Origin of the sequence: Pseudomonas sp. SM4, from assembly GCF_051913165.1 — a bacterium.
Taxonomy (GTDB): domain Bacteria; phylum Pseudomonadota; class Gammaproteobacteria; order Pseudomonadales; family Pseudomonadaceae; genus Aquipseudomonas.
Map to the genome: position 1 here is coordinate 293,496 of NZ_JBODOE010000005.1, position 16,110 is coordinate 309,605.

A 16,110-nucleotide genomic window follows, 5' to 3' on the forward strand; every position below is an offset into this window, starting at 1 on the left:
CGACCCGCTGTCCCACCCATAAGCAACACCGCAAAACCCCTGTAGGAGCTGTGTAGGGGCTGTGTAGGAGCTGACGAGTGCAACGAGGCTGCGATCTTTTGACCTTGAAAATCAAAATCAAAAGATCTCAGCGTGCCGCAGCTCCTACATGAATTCAGCGCCATATCGAAGTATTCGGATGACGTTGGGGCGGTGCTGGATTTGAGGGTGTGGACGGGAGCGGGCGATGTTGATTTCAGTGCAGGCCCTGCGTGCGCTTGCCGCGTGGACGGTGGTCTGCCATCACTTCATGCAGATTTTTTTCAATTTCGAAGCACGCGGGCCGATCGGCCAGTTGTTCATCGACAAAGGCGCGGTGGGCGTGGATATCTTCTTCGTCATCAGCGGTCTGGTGATTTTCCTCTCCACCGAGAACAAACCGCTGCCGCCCGCGCGCTTTCTGCTGTACCGGTTGTTCCGTATTGTCCCGGCGTATTGGCTGTACACCGTGCTGATGGCGTTACTGGTGGTGTTTGCCCAGCCGCTATTGCCCGATCAAACGGTGGACTGGAACCATCTGCTGCTGTCCTTGCTGTTTATCCCGACTGAAAACCCCGGCGGCTACGGCATTTACCCGACGTTGAATGTCGGCTGGACGCTGAATTACGAAATGCTCTTCTACGTGCTGTTCGCCTGGGCGCTGCTGTTTCGCTTGCAGGTGCGCCTGCTGGTGGTCGCGGCGCTGCTGTTTGCGGTGAGTCAGGCGTGGACGGGGTTTGGCTGGATCAGCGAATTCTATCGTTCGGACATCGTTTACGAATTTCTGCTGGGGATCGGCATCGGCATGCTCCATCGTCGGGGCTGGATTGGCGCCGGTTTATGGCTGCCGCTGGCCGGCATCGTCGCGGCACTGTTGGCGATTTATCACTTGGCCCCGGCGCCACGGCTGCTCAATTGGGGCGTGCCGAGTGCGGTGCTGGTGATGTCGTGCATGGCGCTGGAGCGTTACGTGGAACGCAGTCGGTGGCTCAAGCTGCTGGGTGATTGCTCTTATTCGGTGTATTTGATGCATGTACTGGTGCTGTCGGCGGGCGGTTTTATCGCGCGGCGCTATGGGATCAACCCGTATCTTATGTTTGTCGTCTGTGTGCTGGCGATTGGCGCCGGCTCGTGGTTGAGCTACGAGTGGGTGGAAAAACGCAGCTATCGTTGGCTCAAGGCACGCATCGACGGCGAGTCGGACGAGAATCTTTCCCGACAAAAATACTAGGACTTTGTCCGGCGCAGCGATTGGCGTAAACTGCGCCCAAGCCTGCGAGGAGTTTCCATGACCGCTATTACCATTACCGACGCCGCCCACGATTACCTGGCCGATCTGCTCTCCAAGCAGAACACCCCGGGCATCGGCATCCGCGTCTTCATCACCCAGCCTGGCACCCAGTACGCCGAAACCTGCATTGCCTACTGCAAGCCGGGCGAAGAAAAACCTGAAGACACCGCGCTGGGGCTGAAAAGCTTCACCGCGTACATCGATCACTTCAGCGAAGCGTTTCTTGACGACGCCGTTGTCGACTATGCCACCGACCGTATGGGCGGTCAGCTGACCATCAAGGCGCCAAACGCCAAAGTACCGATGGTCAACGCTGACAGCCCGGTCAACGAGCGCATCAACTATTACCTGCAAACCGAAATCAACCCGGGGCTGGCCAGCCACGGCGGTCAGGTCAGCCTGATCGATGTGGTTGAAGACGGCATCGCCGTGCTGCAATTCGGCGGCGGCTGCCAAGGCTGCGGCCAGGCGGACGTGACCCTGAAAGAAGGCATCGAGCGCACCTTGCTTGAGCGTATTCCTGAGCTGAAGGGCGTTCGTGACGTGACCGACCACACGCAGAAAGAAAACGCCTACTACTAAGGTGTTCGCTGCGGAAAAGAAAAACGGCGCTGTGGCGAGGGGATTTATCCCCGATGAACTGCGCAGCAGTTCCAATTCAGGCAATGCATTTTCCCGTGATGAATGCATTGTCTCAAGCCACAGAATCAAAAGATCGCAGCCTTCGGCAGCTCCTACATTGGAATGTGTTTTCCTGTAGGAGCTGCCGAAGGCTGCGATCTTTTGCTTTCAGGGTCTGTAAAGGTGTGCATGCCCCGCGCGATACAGCGATGACTCGCTAAACACCTCACTCCCCAACACCCGCCCGACCAGTATCAACGCCGTACGCCGAAACCCTTTCGCTTCAACCTTCCCGGCAATGTCCGCCAGCGTCCCGACCACCCAATCCTGATCCGGCCACGTCGCCCGGTGAATCACCGCAATCGGGCAATCGGCGCCGTAATGCGGCAATAGCTCGGCCAGAATCTTGTCCAGGTGATTAACGCCCAAATGAATCCCCATGGTCGCACCGTGCTGCGCCAGACTGCCGAGTTCCTCACCCGCGGGCATCGCGGTTTTATCGGCATAACGGGTCAGAATCACGCTTTGCGAGATATCCGGCAGCGTGAGTTCCGCACCCAGCAACGCTGCACACGCCGCCGTCGCCGTCACGCCGGGAACGATCTCAAACGGAATATTCAGCTCGCGCAAATAGCGAATCTGCTCTCCAATCGCGCCATACAGACTCGGATCCCCGGAATGCACCCGCGCTACATCCTGATCCTTCGCGTGCGCGATTTTGATCAGTTCGATGATCTGTTCCAGATGCAATTCGGCGCTGTTGACCACCGTTTCAGCCTGATGACCTTCAAGCACCGCCGTCGGCACCAGCGAGCCTGCATAAATGATCACCGGGCAACTGCGGATCAGCCGCTGGCCTTTGACGGTGATCAGTTCCGGGTCGCCGGGGCCGGCGCCGATGAAGTAGACGGTCATCGTAGAATCCTGTGAAAAAGAGGCGCAGCAATCGCTTCAGATGAAGATTGCTCATGATCGATGTCGGGGATTATCGGGTTTTTACGCAGCGCCGGCCAATGCGAAGGTGGCCTGGGCGTATTTTTGCCGGGAAATCAGCAGTTTTGCCGGTGCCTGAATCAACTGTTCGGCGAGGGCCAGCGCAGCACTTTCGGCAACGCCGTAGCAACCGGTGCGTTCGTAAGCGATCTCGGAACGATGGCTGAGTCGCTCTTGGTAACTGGCCAATTCCTCGCTGCTGAAGTACAGCAATGGCAACGCCAGTTGTGCGGCGAGCTCCTGTAAACCGGGTTCATCGCGTTTCAGGTCGATACTGGCCAAAGCCTTGACCGCATGAAGCTCGATGCGATGTGCCTGTAACGCCTGATCAAGTAACGCGCGCAGCGTGCTGGCAGGGCAGCCGCGCTGGCAGCCCAGGCCGACCACAAAGGTCGGCGCTGCGCTGTCATTTGTCATGCGTGGTATTGGCCAGCGCTTTTGCGGCGGAACAACCAGGCACTGATCAGGCCCAGGGCCAGCCAGAACACTACGTTGGTCAGCTGCGAAGCGATTTTGAACTGCGCTTCCAATGCTTCAGGGGCGAGCATCGAATGCACTTGCGGCTGTGGGGCGCCGATCACGTGCGGCACGGCGAGAATCGCCACACCGAGGACTTTCATCAGCCAGTGACGGCTGAACGCGATCAATGACAGGCCGACGGCAGTCGACGCGGCAGTGCCGATCCACCACATCTGTCGCGAAGCCAGATCAGCGGCCGCGGTGCCCGGCAGTTCTGGCGGCAGGCCCAAGGTCGGCGCGAGGACGAACGTGGCGTAACCGGCCAGGCCCCAGAGCAGGCCCTGCGAGGTTTTGGTCGGTGCGCGCAGGGTGTAAAGGCCGGCGAGCATCAGGGCGAAACCGACGGCTACCACCAGATTGCCGCCCGTGGTCGAGACCACGCGCTGCCAGCCGTCTTCCGGCTCCCAGGCTTCGGCGTCGTGGGTGTGGCCGGCCATGGCGCCTTCGGCGTGTTCATGCACGGCGACGGGTTCGGCTTTCTCGAAAGTTTCCGCCTGAAGAATCAGCGGCGAAACCCAGAAGCTTTGCAGCAGGGTGAGGAGCAGGGCGGCCAGAAGACCGGTGAACCCTGCGGTTTGCGCGATACGCTTGATCATGTCGGCAGGTCTCAGTGGCACGGGAACGCGGCGCTGTGGCGGGTATCGTGGGCGGCGTTGTGCACCGCTTCGATGTGCGAGAAGCCGGCGAAGTAGACCAGGCTGGCGCCGAGGATCGACGCGAAGATCGCGGCGCTCAGGCGTTGGCTCAGTGTGGCGCTGCTGGTGATTTTGTCCGTGTTGCTGCCGGTGCTGCTGATGATCGACATGGCGCTTCCCTCTGGAGTGTCAGCGGGTGAATCGAGCGCATGAAAACCCCTGCGGGTCGGGCGCGCAGAGGTTCGAACAGCGCCCGCCCACCGCGGGTTTGTTATGTTCAGCGACGCACGAGGTGCGAGCTGTGTGTTGCGGGCCGGTCTCCGGGCTCACGAGGGGTTGGCGTCAGGCCGACCTGCAAGCGTCACCTTCCCATGCTTTTGGGCACAGTGGTTTTGACGCTTCGCTCGCTTACCGTTGCGGGGGCAGCACCGGACTGACATGGGCTTGAGTAAAGCACATGATTCACCGGTTTCCCGTTTCACCCTGTGAAGGGCACCCGTAACAAGTTGTGTAGGAGAGCATGGGGTTGGGTTTTTAGTCAATTTTTTGGGTGTATATCCGTTGCTGCGGTAACGGCTGCTTAGGGTTCCGCCCTTACGGCGGGTCACCTTTTCCAAACGCCGAAAAGGTAACCGAAAAGGCTTGCTCCTACGTGCGGCCCGCTCGCTGGGGCTCGGGGTCCCTTCGCTCCGGGATCGATCCGGGCGCAGCGCCTACGGTTTGCTTCGCTGCACCTCCTCTCGCTGTGTTTGGCTGCGCCAAACGGTCGCTGCGCTCCCACGCCCGGATCAATCCCTCCACTCAGCCTTCCGACGTCGCCTTACAGATCAAAAGCCGCAGCCGAGCTAACGCTCATCCTGTTGAGTGGTGAAAGGCAAAAGCGGTGCGCGTTTAGCTGTTGTTTTTTGTAGGAGCAAAGCTTGCTCGCGATGACAACATACTTTCCGATGCGATCACCTGTAGGAGCTGCCGAAGGCCGCGATCCTTTGACTTTATCTTTTAAGAGCAAGATCAAAAGATCGCAGCCTGCGGCAGCTCCTACATGGGTTATCGGCTGTGCTTTTTGTTCGCTGGCGAAAGCAGGCTGGCAGCCTACCCACCTTTCGACGCAATCCCCTGTAGGAGCTGCCGAAGGCTGCGATCTTTTGATCTGCTTTGGCTTTTGATTTTTTGCCCCTTCGGCAGGCCGAGCGTAGGTGTCCATCCGGGGATCAGGCGCGCAGCGCCGTGCGGCGCAGCCGCACACATCGAGAGGAGGTGCAGCGCAGCAAACCGTAGGCGATGCCCCCGGATGGACACCGTAGCGAGGGAACACTGAGCCTCAGCGAAGTGCCGTACGCCGGGGCAAAGCCTTTTGGTTCCTTTTTGGCGTTTGAAAAAGGGACTCGCTGTAAGAGCGAAACCGCCGGCGGCAGCACCCGCAGCAACGGATATGCCCCCAAAACCAAAACTCAACGCCCATTGACCCACCCTTAGACGATGCGTAGCCTTGCGCTTTCGAGGTTCTTCGGCCGTTGCCGAAGCTAAGAAGGGAACGCGGTCAATGCCGCGGCTGCCCCCGCAACTGTGAACGGTGATGTTCGCTGCCACGCCACTGCCAGCTCAACCCATGAGCCCGCGGGAAGGCGCAGCAAACGCCAGGCCTCGCGCCTGAACACCGTCAGCCAGGAGACCTGCCTCGTCACAGATTCTCACTACAACCGGGCGGGGTGATCCGGTGGCGAACTCTCCAGGCACGCACGCGCGTTGCCGGTTCTCGTCCCGTATGCCCGCCGCTTGCCAAAGGGCATACAGATGAAAACACTGGCCAAACTCCCCGTCACCATCGTCACCGGCTTCCTCGGCTCGGGCAAAACCACGCTGCTGCGGCACATGCTCGACAACGCTCAGGGCCGTCGCATCGCGGTGATCGTCAACGAGTTTGGCGAGCTGGGCATCGACGGTGAAATCCTCAAGCAATGCACCATCGGCTGCACCGAAGAAGAAGCGGTTGGCCGCGTCTACGAACTGGCCAACGGCTGCCTGTGCTGCACCGTTCAGGAAGAATTCTTCCCGGTGATGCGCGAACTGGTCGCGCGTCGTGGTGATCTCGACCACATCCTCATCGAAACCTCGGGCCTGGCCCTGCCGAAACCTTTGGTCCAAGCCTTCCAGTGGCCAGAAATCCGCAGCGCCTGCACCGTTGACGCGGTGATCACCGTGGTCGACAGCCCGGCCGTGGCCGCTGGCACCTTCGCCGCGTTCCCGGATCAGGTCGATGCGCAGCGCAAACTCGACCCGAACCTCGATCACGAATCGCCACTGCACGAACTGTTCGCCGACCAATTGGCCAGCGCCGACCTGGTGATCCTCAACAAGGCCGACCAGACCAGCCCGGAAGACTTGGCCCGTGTACGCGCCGAAGTCGCCGAAGAACTGCCACCAGCGGTAAAAATCATCGAAGCCAGCAACGGTCGTCTGCCGCTGGACGTGTTGATCGGCCTCGGCGCCGGTTCCGAAGAGCACATCGACAGCCGTCACAGCCATCACGATCACCACCACGGTGAAGGCGATGACGATCACGATGACCACGATCACGACGCTTTCGACTCGATCTCCATCGAACTGCCGCAAGCCGACGAAAGCCTGCTGCTCGACGCCCTGACGCAACTGGTGGTCAAGCACGGCATCCTCCGTGTCAAAGGTTTCGCCGCCATCCCGAACAAACCAATGCGCTTGCTGATCCAGGGCGTGGGCACGCGTTTCGACAAGCATTTCGACCGTCAGTGGGGCGCCGAGGAAGTGCGCGTGACGCGTCTGGTGCTGATCGGTCAGGAACTCGACGCTGCACAACTCGAAGCGCAACTGCGCGCTGCGCTCAGCGTTTAAGCCATGCACCTGCTCAGGACTCAGCCCGGCGGTTTCGTCTCGGATGACAACATTGCCGACCTTGGCCAAACCCCCGCCGAGCTGGTGATCCTGTGCAGCGGTGATTCCAGCCTGGCGCTGCTCGCCGAAGCGGCGCAGCAGTTGCCCGAGGATTATCCGAGCCTGCGTCTGGCCAATCCGATGCAGGTGCAGAATCACGCTTCGGTCGATTTGTACGTCGATGAAGTATTGCGTCACGCCAAGGTCATCCTGATTTCGCTGCACGGCGGCATCGCCTATTGGCGGTATGGCGTCGAGCGTTTGATCGAGTTGGCCGAGCGCGGTGTGCAGGTGATTCTGGTGCCGGGCGATGATCGGCCTGATCCGGAGCTCAGCGACTTGAGCACCGTCAACGCCGAAGATCGCGACCGGCTCTGGCAGTTCTTGCGCCAGGGCGGGATGGGCAACGCACTGGATTTCTTCCGTTGCATGGCCAGCCGTTGGCTCGCCCGCGATTATGCGTGGGACGAGCCGCAAACCCTGCCGCGCACGGCGATTTACCACCCGACTAAAAACACCGCTGCACTGAGTGACTGGCAAGCCGAATGGCGGCCTGAGCAACCGGTTGCGGCAGTGCTGTTTTACCGCTCGCATTTGCAAGCGGCGAACACCGCGTTCATCGATGTTTTTTGCCAGCGCTTGCAGGCGGCGGGGCTTAATCCGTTGCCGATCGCGGTGGCCAGTTTGAAAGAACCCGGCTGCCTCGCGGTGGTCGAGGATTGGCTGGATGAAGTCGAGGCAGGGGTGATTTTGAACACCACCGGTTTCGCCCAGTCCAGCCCTGAAGCGCCGCATTTGCGGCCGTTTCGCCGCAACATTCCGGTGATTCAGGCGATCTGCGCGCAAGACAACGAGCCCGGCTGGCGCGACAGCGAACAAGGTCTGGGCCCGCGCGATCTGGCGATGCACATTGCCTTGCCGGAACTCGACGGGCGCATCATCAGCCGGCCGATCAGCTTCAAGGATCTGGCCTGGCGCAGCGAGCGCAGTCAGTCCGATGTGGTCTGCTATCGCGCGCAGCCTGAGCGTATGGATTTTGTCGCTGAACTGGCAAGGCGCTGGATCGATCTGGCGCGGGTGCCGAATGGCGAAAAACGCATCGCCTTGATTCTCGCCAACTACCCGACTCGCGATGGGCGCATCGGTAACGGCGTCGGTCTCGACACCCCGGCGGCGGCGCTGAATATTCTTCGCGCCTTGCAGGCCGAGGGCTATCCGATCACGGCAGAACTGCCGGGCAGTGGCACCGAGTTGATCCAGCAATTGCTCGGCGGCGTCAGCAACGATCTCGACACCATTGACTTGCGGCCCTGCCAGCAAAGCCTGGCCATGGACGCTTACCTGGCGATGTTCAACGCGTTGCCCGAAGCCAATCGCAGCGCCGTGGTCGAGCGCTGGGGATCGCCGCAAAACGATCCGATGTGCCGCGACGGGCGGATGATGATCGCCGGCATTCGTTTCGGCCTGACCTTCGTCGGCATTCAGCCGGCGCGCGGTTATCAGGTCGATCCGAGCGCGGTCTATCACGATCCGGATCTGGTGCCGCCACACGGCTATCTGGCGTTCTATTTCTGGTTGCGCAACACCTACGGCGCGCACGGCGTGATTCACGTCGGCAAGCACGGCAACCTCGAATGGCTGCCGGGCAAAGGCGTCGGCCTCTCGGAAAACTGCTGGCCGGATGCGTTGCTCGGGCCGCTGCCGAATATCTACCCGTTTATCGTCAACGATCCGGGTGAGGGCGCCCAAGCCAAGCGGCGCACGCAAGCGGTGATCATCGACCACCTGATGCCGCCGCTGACCCGCGCCGAAACCTACGGGTCGTTGCGCAATCTGGAACTGTTGGCCGACGAATATTACGAGGCGCAACTGCTCGATCCGCGCCGTGCCCGTGAGTTGCAGCGCGACATCCTGCAACTGGTGCGCGACACGCAGATTGATCGTGAGCTGCAACTGGATGCGGGCCTGGACAGTGACGCCGATGCGGCGATCTGGCTGCCGCGCCTGGATACCTATTTGTGTGATCTGAAGGAATCGCAGATTCGCGATGGCCTGCACATATTTGGCGAATCGCCGACCGGACGTTTGCGCATTGATACGTTGTTGGCCTTGCTGCGGATTCCGCGAGGGGACGGCAAAGGCGCGCAATCGAGCCTGCTGCGCGCACTGGCCAAGGCGTTCGAACTCGGCTTCGATCCCCTCGATTGCGCGCTGGCTGAGCCATGGATCGGCCCGCGCCCGGAGGCGCTGCAATCGCAAAGCAACGAAGCCTGGCGCACCGCCGGCGACACCCGCGAACGCCTCGAACTGTTCGCCACCCAACTGATCTCCCAGTCACTGCAATCCCCTTGTAGGAGTGAGCCTGCTCGCGATAGCGGTGGATCAGGTAAGTCTTCAGCGACTGACACTCCGCTATCGCGAGCAGGCTCACTCCTACAAGAGCCGCGTTGGGCGGAGGTCAGTGCAATCATTCAGAATCTGCGGGAGGTCGTCGCGCCACGTCTGGACGCCTGCGGCCCCGCCGAAATGCGTGGTCTGCTCGACGCCCTCGGCGGTCGTTTTGTGCCCGCCGGCCCTAGCGGCGCACCCAGCCGTGGCCGCCTCGACGTCCTGCCCACCGGCCGCAACTTCTACTCGGTCGACGTGCGCAACCTGCCGACCACCACCGCGTGGCGCATCGGTTTCCAATCGGCGACGTTGATTCTAGAACGGCACCTGCAAGACCACGGCGATCACCTGCGCCAGCTCGGCCTCTCCGTGTGGGGTACCGCGACCATGCGCACCGGTGGCGACGACATTGCCCAAGCGATGGCGTTGATGGGCGTACGCCCGGTGTGGGCGACCGGCAGTCAGCGCGTCGACGATTTCGAGATTTTGCCGCTGAGCCTGCTCGACCGCCCGCGCGTCGATGTCACGCTGCGGGTGTCGGGGTTCTTCCGTGATGCGTTTGCCAACCTGATCCGTTTGTTCGACGCCGCCGTGCAAGCTGTGGCAGCGCTCGACGAACCGGACGATCTCAATCCGTTGGCGGCCAAAGTGCGCGCGGAACGCGAGGCGCTGCTGCAATCCGGCCTCGACGAAGACACTGCACGACGTCAGGCCGGTTGGCGGATTTTCGGTGCCAAACCCGGTGCCTACGGGGCGGGCGTGCAGGGCGCTATCGACGGGCGTTTGTGGCAAAGCCGCGACGATCTGGCCGAGGTCTATCTGAACTGGGGCGCTTACGCTTATGGCGGTGCCGACGAAGGCACGGCCGCCCGCGAGCAATTCGTCCAGCGCCTGAGCCAGGTGCAAGCGGTGCTGCAGAATCAGGACAATCGCGAGCACGACTTGCTCGATTCCAATGACTATTACCAGTTTCAGGGCGGCATGCTCGCCGCCGTCGAAACGTTGCGCGGCGAAGCTGCCGCCAGTTACCACGGCGACCACAGTCAACCGGATCTGCCGAAAATTCGCACCTTGAAGGAAGAGTTGAACCGGGTAATCCGCTCGCGGGCGGCGAATCCGAAATGGATCGACGGGGTCAAGCGCCATGGCTATAAAGGCGCGTTCGAACTGGCGGCGACGGTCGACAACCTGTTCGCGTTTGATGCGACGACGCAGTTGATCGACGATCATCAGTACGCTTTGCTGGCAGACGCGTATCTGTTGGATCCGGCGACGCGGGATTTCGTCCGCGAGCACAACCCGCATGCGCTGCGCGACATGACCGAGCGCATGCTCGAAGCGCAACAGCGGGGGATGTGGCAGGAGCCGGGGGCTTATAAAGAAGCGCTGGAAAATCTACTGCTGGATATAGAAGAAGATAACTGACGCGATCCCTTGCAGGCCTTCGCCTGCTTGCGATAGCGCTGTGTCATTGAGAACTGAACTGCCTGACACGCCGCCATCGCGAGCAGGCTCGCTCCTACCGTTTGAAAACTTTTCACCGACCATGACTGAGTAACCAAGATGACCGACACTCCGCATTTCCCGCTCTCCGCCGTGGTCGGCGCCGATGACTTGAAACTCGCCCTGTGCCTCACCGCCATCGACCCGAAAATCGGCGGCGTGCTGATCGAAGGCCCGCGCGGCATGGCCAAATCGACATTGGCGCGCGGCTTGGCCGACTTGCTCGCCAGCGGTCAGTTCGTCACCTTGCCGCTGGGCGCCACCGAAGAACGGCTGGTCGGCACCCTCGACCTCGACGCGGCCCTGAGCGAGGGCCGGGCGCAGTTTTCGCCGGGCGTACTGGCAAAGGCCGACGGCGGCGTGCTGTATGTCGATGAAGTCAATCTGCTGCCCGATCATCTGGTCGATCTGCTGCTCGACGTCGCCGCCAGCGGCACCAACCTGATCGAACGCGACGGCATCTCTCATCGCCATTCGGCAAAGTTCGTGTTGATCGGCACGATGAACCCGGAAGAGGGCGAGTTGCGTCCGCAGTTGCTCGATCGTTTCGGCTTGAACGTTGCTCTCAGCGGTCACACCGCACCGGTCGAGCGTGGGCAAATCATTCGGCGTCGACTGGATTTCGACAGTGACCCGCAAGCCTTCTGCGCACAGTGGGAAACGCAGCAGCAAACCCTGCGCGAACGCTGCGAGAACGCCCGCGTTGCGCTGGTCAATATTGCCCTGGACGATGGCGCACTTGCCCAGATCACCGAGCGTTGTTTCGCCGCCGGGGTCGACGGTTTGCGCGCTGATCTGGTCTGGCTGCGCGCCGCTCGGGCGCATGCCGCGTGGCGCGGTGCCAAGGTAATCGAGGACGAAGATATCGACGCCGTTGCCGAATTTGCCTTGCGCCATCGACGTCGCGAACAGTCTGCGCCCAGCCCGCAACAGCCGCCTCAATCCCAGGGCAATGCGCCGTCCGAATCGCGTGAAGGGCAGGGCCAGTGGGGCGATCTGCCCGCACCGGCACTCGCCACCGGCGCGCGCCGTGAAGTGCCGAGCTGGCCGCCAAAAAAGTCCTAGGCATTCGCCCCCGATCCGACGTGGGGGCGAATGCCAGACCCCGTGCCGGGCGCCTCGACAACGGCCGTCAGGGCCAGCGTCACGCGGCCCGCAGTGGCTCGGTGAACTGGCCGGGCACGCTGCTCAAGGGACGTCCGCAACGTCGCGCCGATCTGTTGTTTCAATGGCGCAGCCGTTCTGCGAACGAGTTGTGGCTGGTGATTGTCGATGCGTCGGCCTCGACACGCCGTCATCAAGCACTGAGCGATGCCAAAGGATTGCTCGCGCAATTGTTTGACGATGCCTACCGCCAGCGCGCGCGGCTGGCGTTGCTGACGGCCAGCGGTGCAGCGCCGAAGTGGCAGGTGCAAGGCTTGAAGGCCTCTTCGGGCTTGCGCGCATGGCTCGATGGGCTGGGCGCGGGCGGTGGCACGCCGCTGGTGGCGGCGTTGCTCCAGGCGCAGCAATGGTTGACGCTGCGGCGCAAGCGTTTTCCTGCCGAGCAGCAGCGCTTGCTGGTGGTGACGGATGGACGCTTGAAGGATGTGTCTGGCGTGTCGGCACCGCAATGTCCGGGGCTGTTGATCGACATCGAGCGCGGGCCGATCCGCTTGGGTCGCGCCCGGGAGCTGGCGACGGCGCTGGATCTGGGCTATCGGCACATTGATGAGGTCAACAGGGTCTGATCTGACCTCTTCGCGGCAAGCCTTGCTCCTGCACGCGAACGCCGCCACTCGGTCTATGCTGGCCGCAAACCAATCACAAGGAGTGAGCGATGCGCGTTTTGGTGAAAAACCTTCAGGACGATTTTCGCGTCAAGGCCTACGCCGGCACCAACGGCGTATTGCTGGCCATCGACCTCGCCGAACCGCGCCGCCAAGGCTTGCTCGGCTTCGCCATCGAAAAGCAGCAGGGCAACAAACCGTGGCTGTTTCTGTTCAACAGCCTGACCTTTCCCGGCAAAACCCACACCTTCGCGCAGTTCCACGCGACGCCGAGTGACCTGGCGCCGCTGCAGAAATTTCGCTGGGCCGATTACGCGGTCAATCCGGGGATGACCCTTCACTACCGCGTCCATCTGGCCTACGGCACCCCGGACGCGCCGCAACTGGGTGAATCGCTGGAGCTGACGATCACCGCGGATGACGGTCACCCGGCCAATCAGAGCGTGATTTTCAACCGCGCAGTGGCCGCCAGTCAGGCATTCCAGCGCAAGTTTCCCGAGCTCGACGCGCAGATCAGCGCCAACAAGAACATGCCCATCGAAGCCTGGCCCGACGCCGCGCGGCAATGGCTGGAAAATGGCTTGCTCGGGCGTCTGCTGGGTTTTATCGAACGTGCAGTTGATGACCAATGGGCGCTGGACATCGCGATCTATGAATATCAGTTACAGGCGATTGTCGATGCGGTGAACGCTGCGTTTGCGCGCGGCGTGCAGGTGCGGGTTGTGTACCACGCGCGGCCCGATGACGAAGACACCACGATCAACGAGGCCAGCCTGGCCAAGCTGCCTGCCGCGAATAAACGCGGGCGGGTCACCCACAATATTTTTCACAACAAGTTCATCGTACTCAGCCGGCTCGACGCCACGGGCCAGCGGCAGCCGCAAGCGCTGTTGTGTGGCAGCACCAATTTCACCGCCAATGGCGTTTATCGCCAAGCCAACGTGGTGCATGTGCTCGACGACGCGGCGGTGAGCCTTCGCTATTTGCAAACCTTTGAAGAGGTGTGGGCGACGCCGGACGATGTCGGTGCGACCCGCGCATGGATCAACGAACATAACCCGATGGATGCCACGCAGCCGTTGTTCGCCGGATTCTCGCCACGCACCGGCGGCGCTGATTTGCGTGAGTTTGTCGAGATCATCGAGGCGGCGAAAAAAGACCTGCTGTTCGTCACCGCGTTCAGCCTGCCGGACGCCATTCTCAACGCGCTACTGGGGCAGCCTCACGACGACATCTTGCGTTTCGGCCTGCAAAACACCGCCAGCCGCATCACTGGATTCCACGCCGATCGCAGCGCCGAATTCGCTGCCACGGCGCTGCTCAACACAGGGCTGGAGGGCTGGCTGCGCGAGAACATGAAAGGCCAGAAGGGTAATTTGCTGGTGCACACCAAAGCGGTGGTCACCGACTTCACCACCGACGCGCCAACCATTATCAGCGGCAGCCACAACCTCAGCAGTTCGGCGAGTAACGGCAACGACGAAAACTACCTGATCATTCGCGGCGACACCGACCTGGCCGACCGTTACGGTCTGGAGTTGCTGCGGTTTTACGAGCATTATCGATTTCGCTATTTCGCCAGGAAGCTGGCCTTGAAGCAGGTACAGCCCTTGGCCGTGGATGATCGCTGGACCGACGATTATTACGTTGCCGGCGATCTGCGCCAGCTCTCACGGCTGCGTTTTGCCGGCCGCTGAATCGCGCGCATGAAAAATGCCAGTCAGGTCGCCCTGACTGGCATTTTTGTCCGGCGTGGACGGCCTAACGACGACCGAGCAACAGGCCTACCACCAGACCAAAACCGGCCGAAATGGCCACGGTCTGCCATGGATGGCCGCCAATGTAGCTTTCGGTGGCGTCAACCGCCGGTTTGGTGCGGTCGCGCACGCTCGACACTGATTCCAGCGCCTGCTGCAATTTCTGGGCGATTTGTCCGCGCAGGGTTTCCGCTTCCTCGCCAACCAGTGAAGCGCTGTTCTTGAGCAGTTTGTCGGACTCCTCGATCAGCGCCTGAAGTTCGCTGAAGGCTTGATCCTTGATTTGATCCTGGGCGGCTTGCACGGCGGATTTCCGGGCCATTGGGTAACTCCTTGCAGGTGAATGGACAGTGATCAATGGAGTGTGGCGTCAGTCAAAAAGTTGCACTGAATTTAGGTCAGAAAGAAAAACCTGCGCGGGAGATTTCCGTCGAGCGTGTAAGATGTCGCCATTTTATGCAGCAGGATAATTCCCCATGAGTTTCAATCTGGCCGACAAATCCCTCGCAGAGCGCGCTGCGCTGGAAGACGAGAAATCCCGTCTGTTCGAACTCTGGCAGAACAATCTGGGCAAAGCCAAAGGCGAAGCCGCGCGCCTGTTCGGCGAGCGTGGCAAGCGCAAGGGCAAATGGGCGGAGTGGGTGCGTTCTGAGCTGGACGGCATGTCGCCGCCGGAATTCGCCAACATGGTGCGCAGTGAAGTCAATCGCCTGATGGCGGCGAACAAGTAAACCTTAGCGGAAACTGGCGGCAATCGCTTCGCGCACCTTGACCACCACCGGATCGATCTGCGTGCTGGTGCGCCAGCCGAGTTCGATCGGGTAGCGCGGCAGGGCCAGCGGGCAGGGCAGCAAGCTCAGCCCGCTAAGCGCCGCAATGCTCGCGGCGGCGTGCGTCGGAATCGTCGCCACCGCCTGACTGCCCTTGAGCAGATAAGGCAGCGCGGCAAAATGGCTGGTCGACGCACACACCCGACGGCTCAAGCCCAGCGCCGCCAACCCCTCATCAGTGATGCCGATAAAACCGCCGGACGACACCAGAATGTGCTCGCGGGCGACAAACGCTTGCAGATCTATCTGCTGCTGACCCGGTGCAAGGCTCGCCGGATCGACCAGGCAGGCATAACCGCTTTCCCCCAACACCTGCCGACTGAGCAAGCGCTCGGCAAAACCGCCAGCGGTGATCGCCAGGTCGATGCTGCGTTCCATCAGGTCACGGGCGACGATCTGGCTGTGGGTCTGGCGGAAAATCAGGCGCAACTTCGGCGCGCTGCGGGCAATTTCTTCGATCAGGCGGCGACCGTAGGCAATCTCGAAATCATCCGACAGGCCCACGGTTACCGAGCGGCCCTCGTATTGATGGGCCGCCGGATCGACCATGGCGAGGCTTTGCCGACATTTGTTCAGTGCCTCGCTGACCACCGGTTTCAACTGATTGGCCTGCAGTGTCGGCGCCAGTCCGCGCCCGGTGCGCACAAACAATTGATCGCCATACACCTCACGCAAGCGCCGCAACGCCGCACTGACCGCCGATTGCGTGACGCCCAGGCGCAACGCCGCGCGACTGGCGCTGGATTCCTCGTGCAAGGCTTCGAAGACTTTCAGCAAGTTAAGGTCGACATTGGCGATATTCATTTGGCTCATATCATTCAGCAGTGCTCTGGGCTTTATTCATGATCGCGTGGCGCCGCAAAATCAGCAACCTCGGAA

Annotated in this window: 15 protein-coding genes and 2 riboswitches; of the genes, 8 read left to right on the forward strand and 7 right to left on the reverse strand. The window is 61.3% G+C overall.

The features are described from left to right. The first annotated feature begins 226 nt into the window (after positions 1-226). Together ACQ4MY_RS11985 and nfuA are read left to right on the forward strand one after the other, a co-directional pair. Positions 227-1,249, forward strand: a complete 1,023-nt coding sequence (locus ACQ4MY_RS11985; RefSeq protein WP_440095252.1) for an acyltransferase family protein — start codon at positions 227-229, stop codon at positions 1,247-1,249. A gap of 57 nt (positions 1,250-1,306) precedes the next feature. Then, the gene (nfuA, locus tag ACQ4MY_RS11990) at positions 1,307-1,891 is read left to right on the forward strand and encodes a Fe-S biogenesis protein NfuA (protein WP_007912592.1); all 585 of its coding nucleotides are present in this window, start codon (positions 1,307-1,309) and stop codon (positions 1,889-1,891) included. A gap of 207 nt (positions 1,892-2,098) precedes the next feature. On the opposite strand, the gene cobM is transcribed toward nfuA, so the two are convergent. The 5 genes from cobM to ACQ4MY_RS12015 all read right to left on the reverse strand — a co-directional run bounded on the left by cobM (position 2,099) and on the right by ACQ4MY_RS12015 (position 5,281). Beyond that, a complete protein-coding gene (gene cobM, locus ACQ4MY_RS11995; RefSeq protein WP_440095253.1) occupies positions 2,099-2,845 on the reverse strand; it encodes a precorrin-4 C(11)-methyltransferase in 747 nt (248 codons plus the stop codon). Between the two features lie 81 nt (positions 2,846-2,926). Then, positions 2,927-3,340 (reverse strand): cobalamin biosynthesis protein, encoded by a 414-nt coding sequence (locus ACQ4MY_RS12000; RefSeq protein WP_008080473.1) that lies wholly within the window; start codon positions 3,338-3,340, stop codon positions 2,927-2,929. Then, the gene (locus ACQ4MY_RS12005; RefSeq protein WP_242207214.1) at positions 3,337-4,038 is read right to left on the reverse strand and encodes a CbtA family protein; all 702 of its coding nucleotides are present in this window, start codon (positions 4,036-4,038) and stop codon (positions 3,337-3,339) included. Before ACQ4MY_RS12005 ends, ACQ4MY_RS12000 begins: the two co-directional genes overlap by 4 nt. A gap of 11 nt (positions 4,039-4,049) precedes the next feature. Beyond that, positions 4,050-4,247 carry a CbtB domain-containing protein gene (locus ACQ4MY_RS12010; protein WP_008080475.1) on the reverse strand — a complete coding sequence of 66 codons (198 nt, stop codon included), beginning with the start codon at positions 4,245-4,247 and terminating at the stop codon, positions 4,050-4,052. A 124-nt stretch (positions 4,248-4,371) separates the two neighbouring features. Then, positions 4,372-4,592, reverse strand: a riboswitch (cobalamin riboswitch). Between the two features lie 305 nt (positions 4,593-4,897). Next, complete coding sequence (locus ACQ4MY_RS12015) at positions 4,898-5,281, reverse strand: hypothetical protein (RefSeq protein WP_440095254.1); 384 nt, start codon at positions 5,279-5,281, stop codon at positions 4,898-4,900. A 279-nt stretch (positions 5,282-5,560) separates the two neighbouring features. Continuing rightward, positions 5,561-5,772: riboswitch (cobalamin riboswitch) on the forward strand. Between the two features lie 99 nt (positions 5,773-5,871). Here ACQ4MY_RS12015 and cobW point away from each other — a divergent pair. The 5 genes from cobW to ACQ4MY_RS12040 all read left to right on the forward strand — a co-directional run bounded on the left by cobW (position 5,872) and on the right by ACQ4MY_RS12040 (position 14,341). After that, on the forward strand, positions 5,872-6,945 hold the full coding sequence (gene cobW / locus ACQ4MY_RS12020; RefSeq protein WP_440095256.1) for a cobalamin biosynthesis protein CobW: 1,074 nt from the start codon (positions 5,872-5,874) through the stop codon (positions 6,943-6,945). Between the two features lie 3 nt (positions 6,946-6,948). After that, the gene (gene cobN, locus ACQ4MY_RS12025) at positions 6,949-10,797 is read left to right on the forward strand and encodes a cobaltochelatase subunit CobN (protein ID WP_440095257.1); all 3,849 of its coding nucleotides are present in this window, start codon (positions 6,949-6,951) and stop codon (positions 10,795-10,797) included. 138 nt (positions 10,798-10,935) lie between these two features. Beyond that, the gene (locus ACQ4MY_RS12030) at positions 10,936-11,940 is read left to right on the forward strand and encodes an ATP-binding protein (RefSeq protein ID WP_008088640.1); all 1,005 of its coding nucleotides are present in this window, start codon (positions 10,936-10,938) and stop codon (positions 11,938-11,940) included. 20 nt (positions 11,941-11,960) lie between these two features. Beyond that, entirely contained in the window at positions 11,961-12,605 is a 645-nt protein-coding gene (locus tag ACQ4MY_RS12035; RefSeq protein ID WP_440095259.1) for a vWA domain-containing protein, read from the forward strand. Positions 12,606-12,694: 89 nt separating this feature from the next. Then, positions 12,695-14,341 (forward strand): phospholipase D-like domain-containing protein, encoded by a 1,647-nt coding sequence (locus tag ACQ4MY_RS12040; RefSeq protein ID WP_440095261.1) that lies wholly within the window; start codon positions 12,695-12,697, stop codon positions 14,339-14,341. Positions 14,342-14,405: 64 nt separating this feature from the next. Here ACQ4MY_RS12040 and ACQ4MY_RS12045 read toward each other — a convergent pair whose 3' ends face one another. After that, positions 14,406-14,723, reverse strand: coding sequence for a DUF883 family protein (locus ACQ4MY_RS12045; RefSeq protein ID WP_008088645.1), 318 nt, complete (start codon positions 14,721-14,723; stop codon positions 14,406-14,408). 154 nt (positions 14,724-14,877) lie between these two features. Between ACQ4MY_RS12045 and ACQ4MY_RS12050 the strand changes: the two genes are divergently transcribed. Continuing rightward, entirely contained in the window at positions 14,878-15,132 is a 255-nt protein-coding gene (locus ACQ4MY_RS12050) for a hypothetical protein (RefSeq protein WP_008088647.1), read from the forward strand. 3 nt (positions 15,133-15,135) lie between these two features. On the opposite strand, the gene ACQ4MY_RS12055 is transcribed toward ACQ4MY_RS12050, so the two are convergent. After that, positions 15,136-16,044 carry a LysR family transcriptional regulator gene (locus ACQ4MY_RS12055; RefSeq protein ID WP_008088649.1) on the reverse strand — a complete coding sequence of 303 codons (909 nt, stop codon included), beginning with the start codon at positions 16,042-16,044 and terminating at the stop codon, positions 15,136-15,138. Positions 16,045-16,110: the final 66 nt, after the last annotated feature.

What these genes read in the sequence shown, in the direction of transcription:
- ACQ4MY_RS11985 (WP_440095252.1), top strand. Translation starts at nt 227, where the DNA reads ATGTTGATTTCAGTGCAGGCCCTGCGTGCGCTTGCCGCGTGGACGGTG.
- cobN (WP_440095257.1), top strand. Translation starts at nt 6,949, where the DNA reads ATGCACCTGCTCAGGACTCAGCCCGGCGGTTTCGTCTCGGATGACAAC.
- ACQ4MY_RS12055 (WP_008088649.1), bottom strand. Translation starts at nt 16,044, where the DNA reads ATGAGCCAAATGAATATCGCCAATGTCGACCTTAACTTGCTGAAAGTC.
- nfuA (WP_007912592.1), top strand. Translation starts at nt 1,307, where the DNA reads ATGACCGCTATTACCATTACCGACGCCGCCCACGATTACCTGGCCGAT.
- ACQ4MY_RS12010 (WP_008080475.1), bottom strand. Translation starts at nt 4,247, where the DNA reads ATGTCGATCATCAGCAGCACCGGCAGCAACACGGACAAAATCACCAGC.
- ACQ4MY_RS12045 (WP_008088645.1), bottom strand. Translation starts at nt 14,723, where the DNA reads ATGGCCCGGAAATCCGCCGTGCAAGCCGCCCAGGATCAAATCAAGGAT.
- cobM (WP_440095253.1), bottom strand. Translation starts at nt 2,845, where the DNA reads ATGACCGTCTACTTCATCGGCGCCGGCCCCGGCGACCCGGAACTGATC.
- ACQ4MY_RS12000 (WP_008080473.1), bottom strand. Translation starts at nt 3,340, where the DNA reads ATGACAAATGACAGCGCAGCGCCGACCTTTGTGGTCGGCCTGGGCTGC.
- cobW (WP_440095256.1), top strand. Translation starts at nt 5,872, where the DNA reads ATGAAAACACTGGCCAAACTCCCCGTCACCATCGTCACCGGCTTCCTC.
- ACQ4MY_RS12030 (WP_008088640.1), top strand. Translation starts at nt 10,936, where the DNA reads ATGACCGACACTCCGCATTTCCCGCTCTCCGCCGTGGTCGGCGCCGAT.
- ACQ4MY_RS12040 (WP_440095261.1), top strand. Translation starts at nt 12,695, where the DNA reads ATGCGCGTTTTGGTGAAAAACCTTCAGGACGATTTTCGCGTCAAGGCC.
- ACQ4MY_RS12005 (WP_242207214.1), bottom strand. Translation starts at nt 4,038, where the DNA reads ATGATCAAGCGTATCGCGCAAACCGCAGGGTTCACCGGTCTTCTGGCC.
- ACQ4MY_RS12015 (WP_440095254.1), bottom strand. Translation starts at nt 5,281, where the DNA reads ATGGACACCTACGCTCGGCCTGCCGAAGGGGCAAAAAATCAAAAGCCA.
- ACQ4MY_RS12050 (WP_008088647.1), top strand. Translation starts at nt 14,878, where the DNA reads ATGAGTTTCAATCTGGCCGACAAATCCCTCGCAGAGCGCGCTGCGCTG.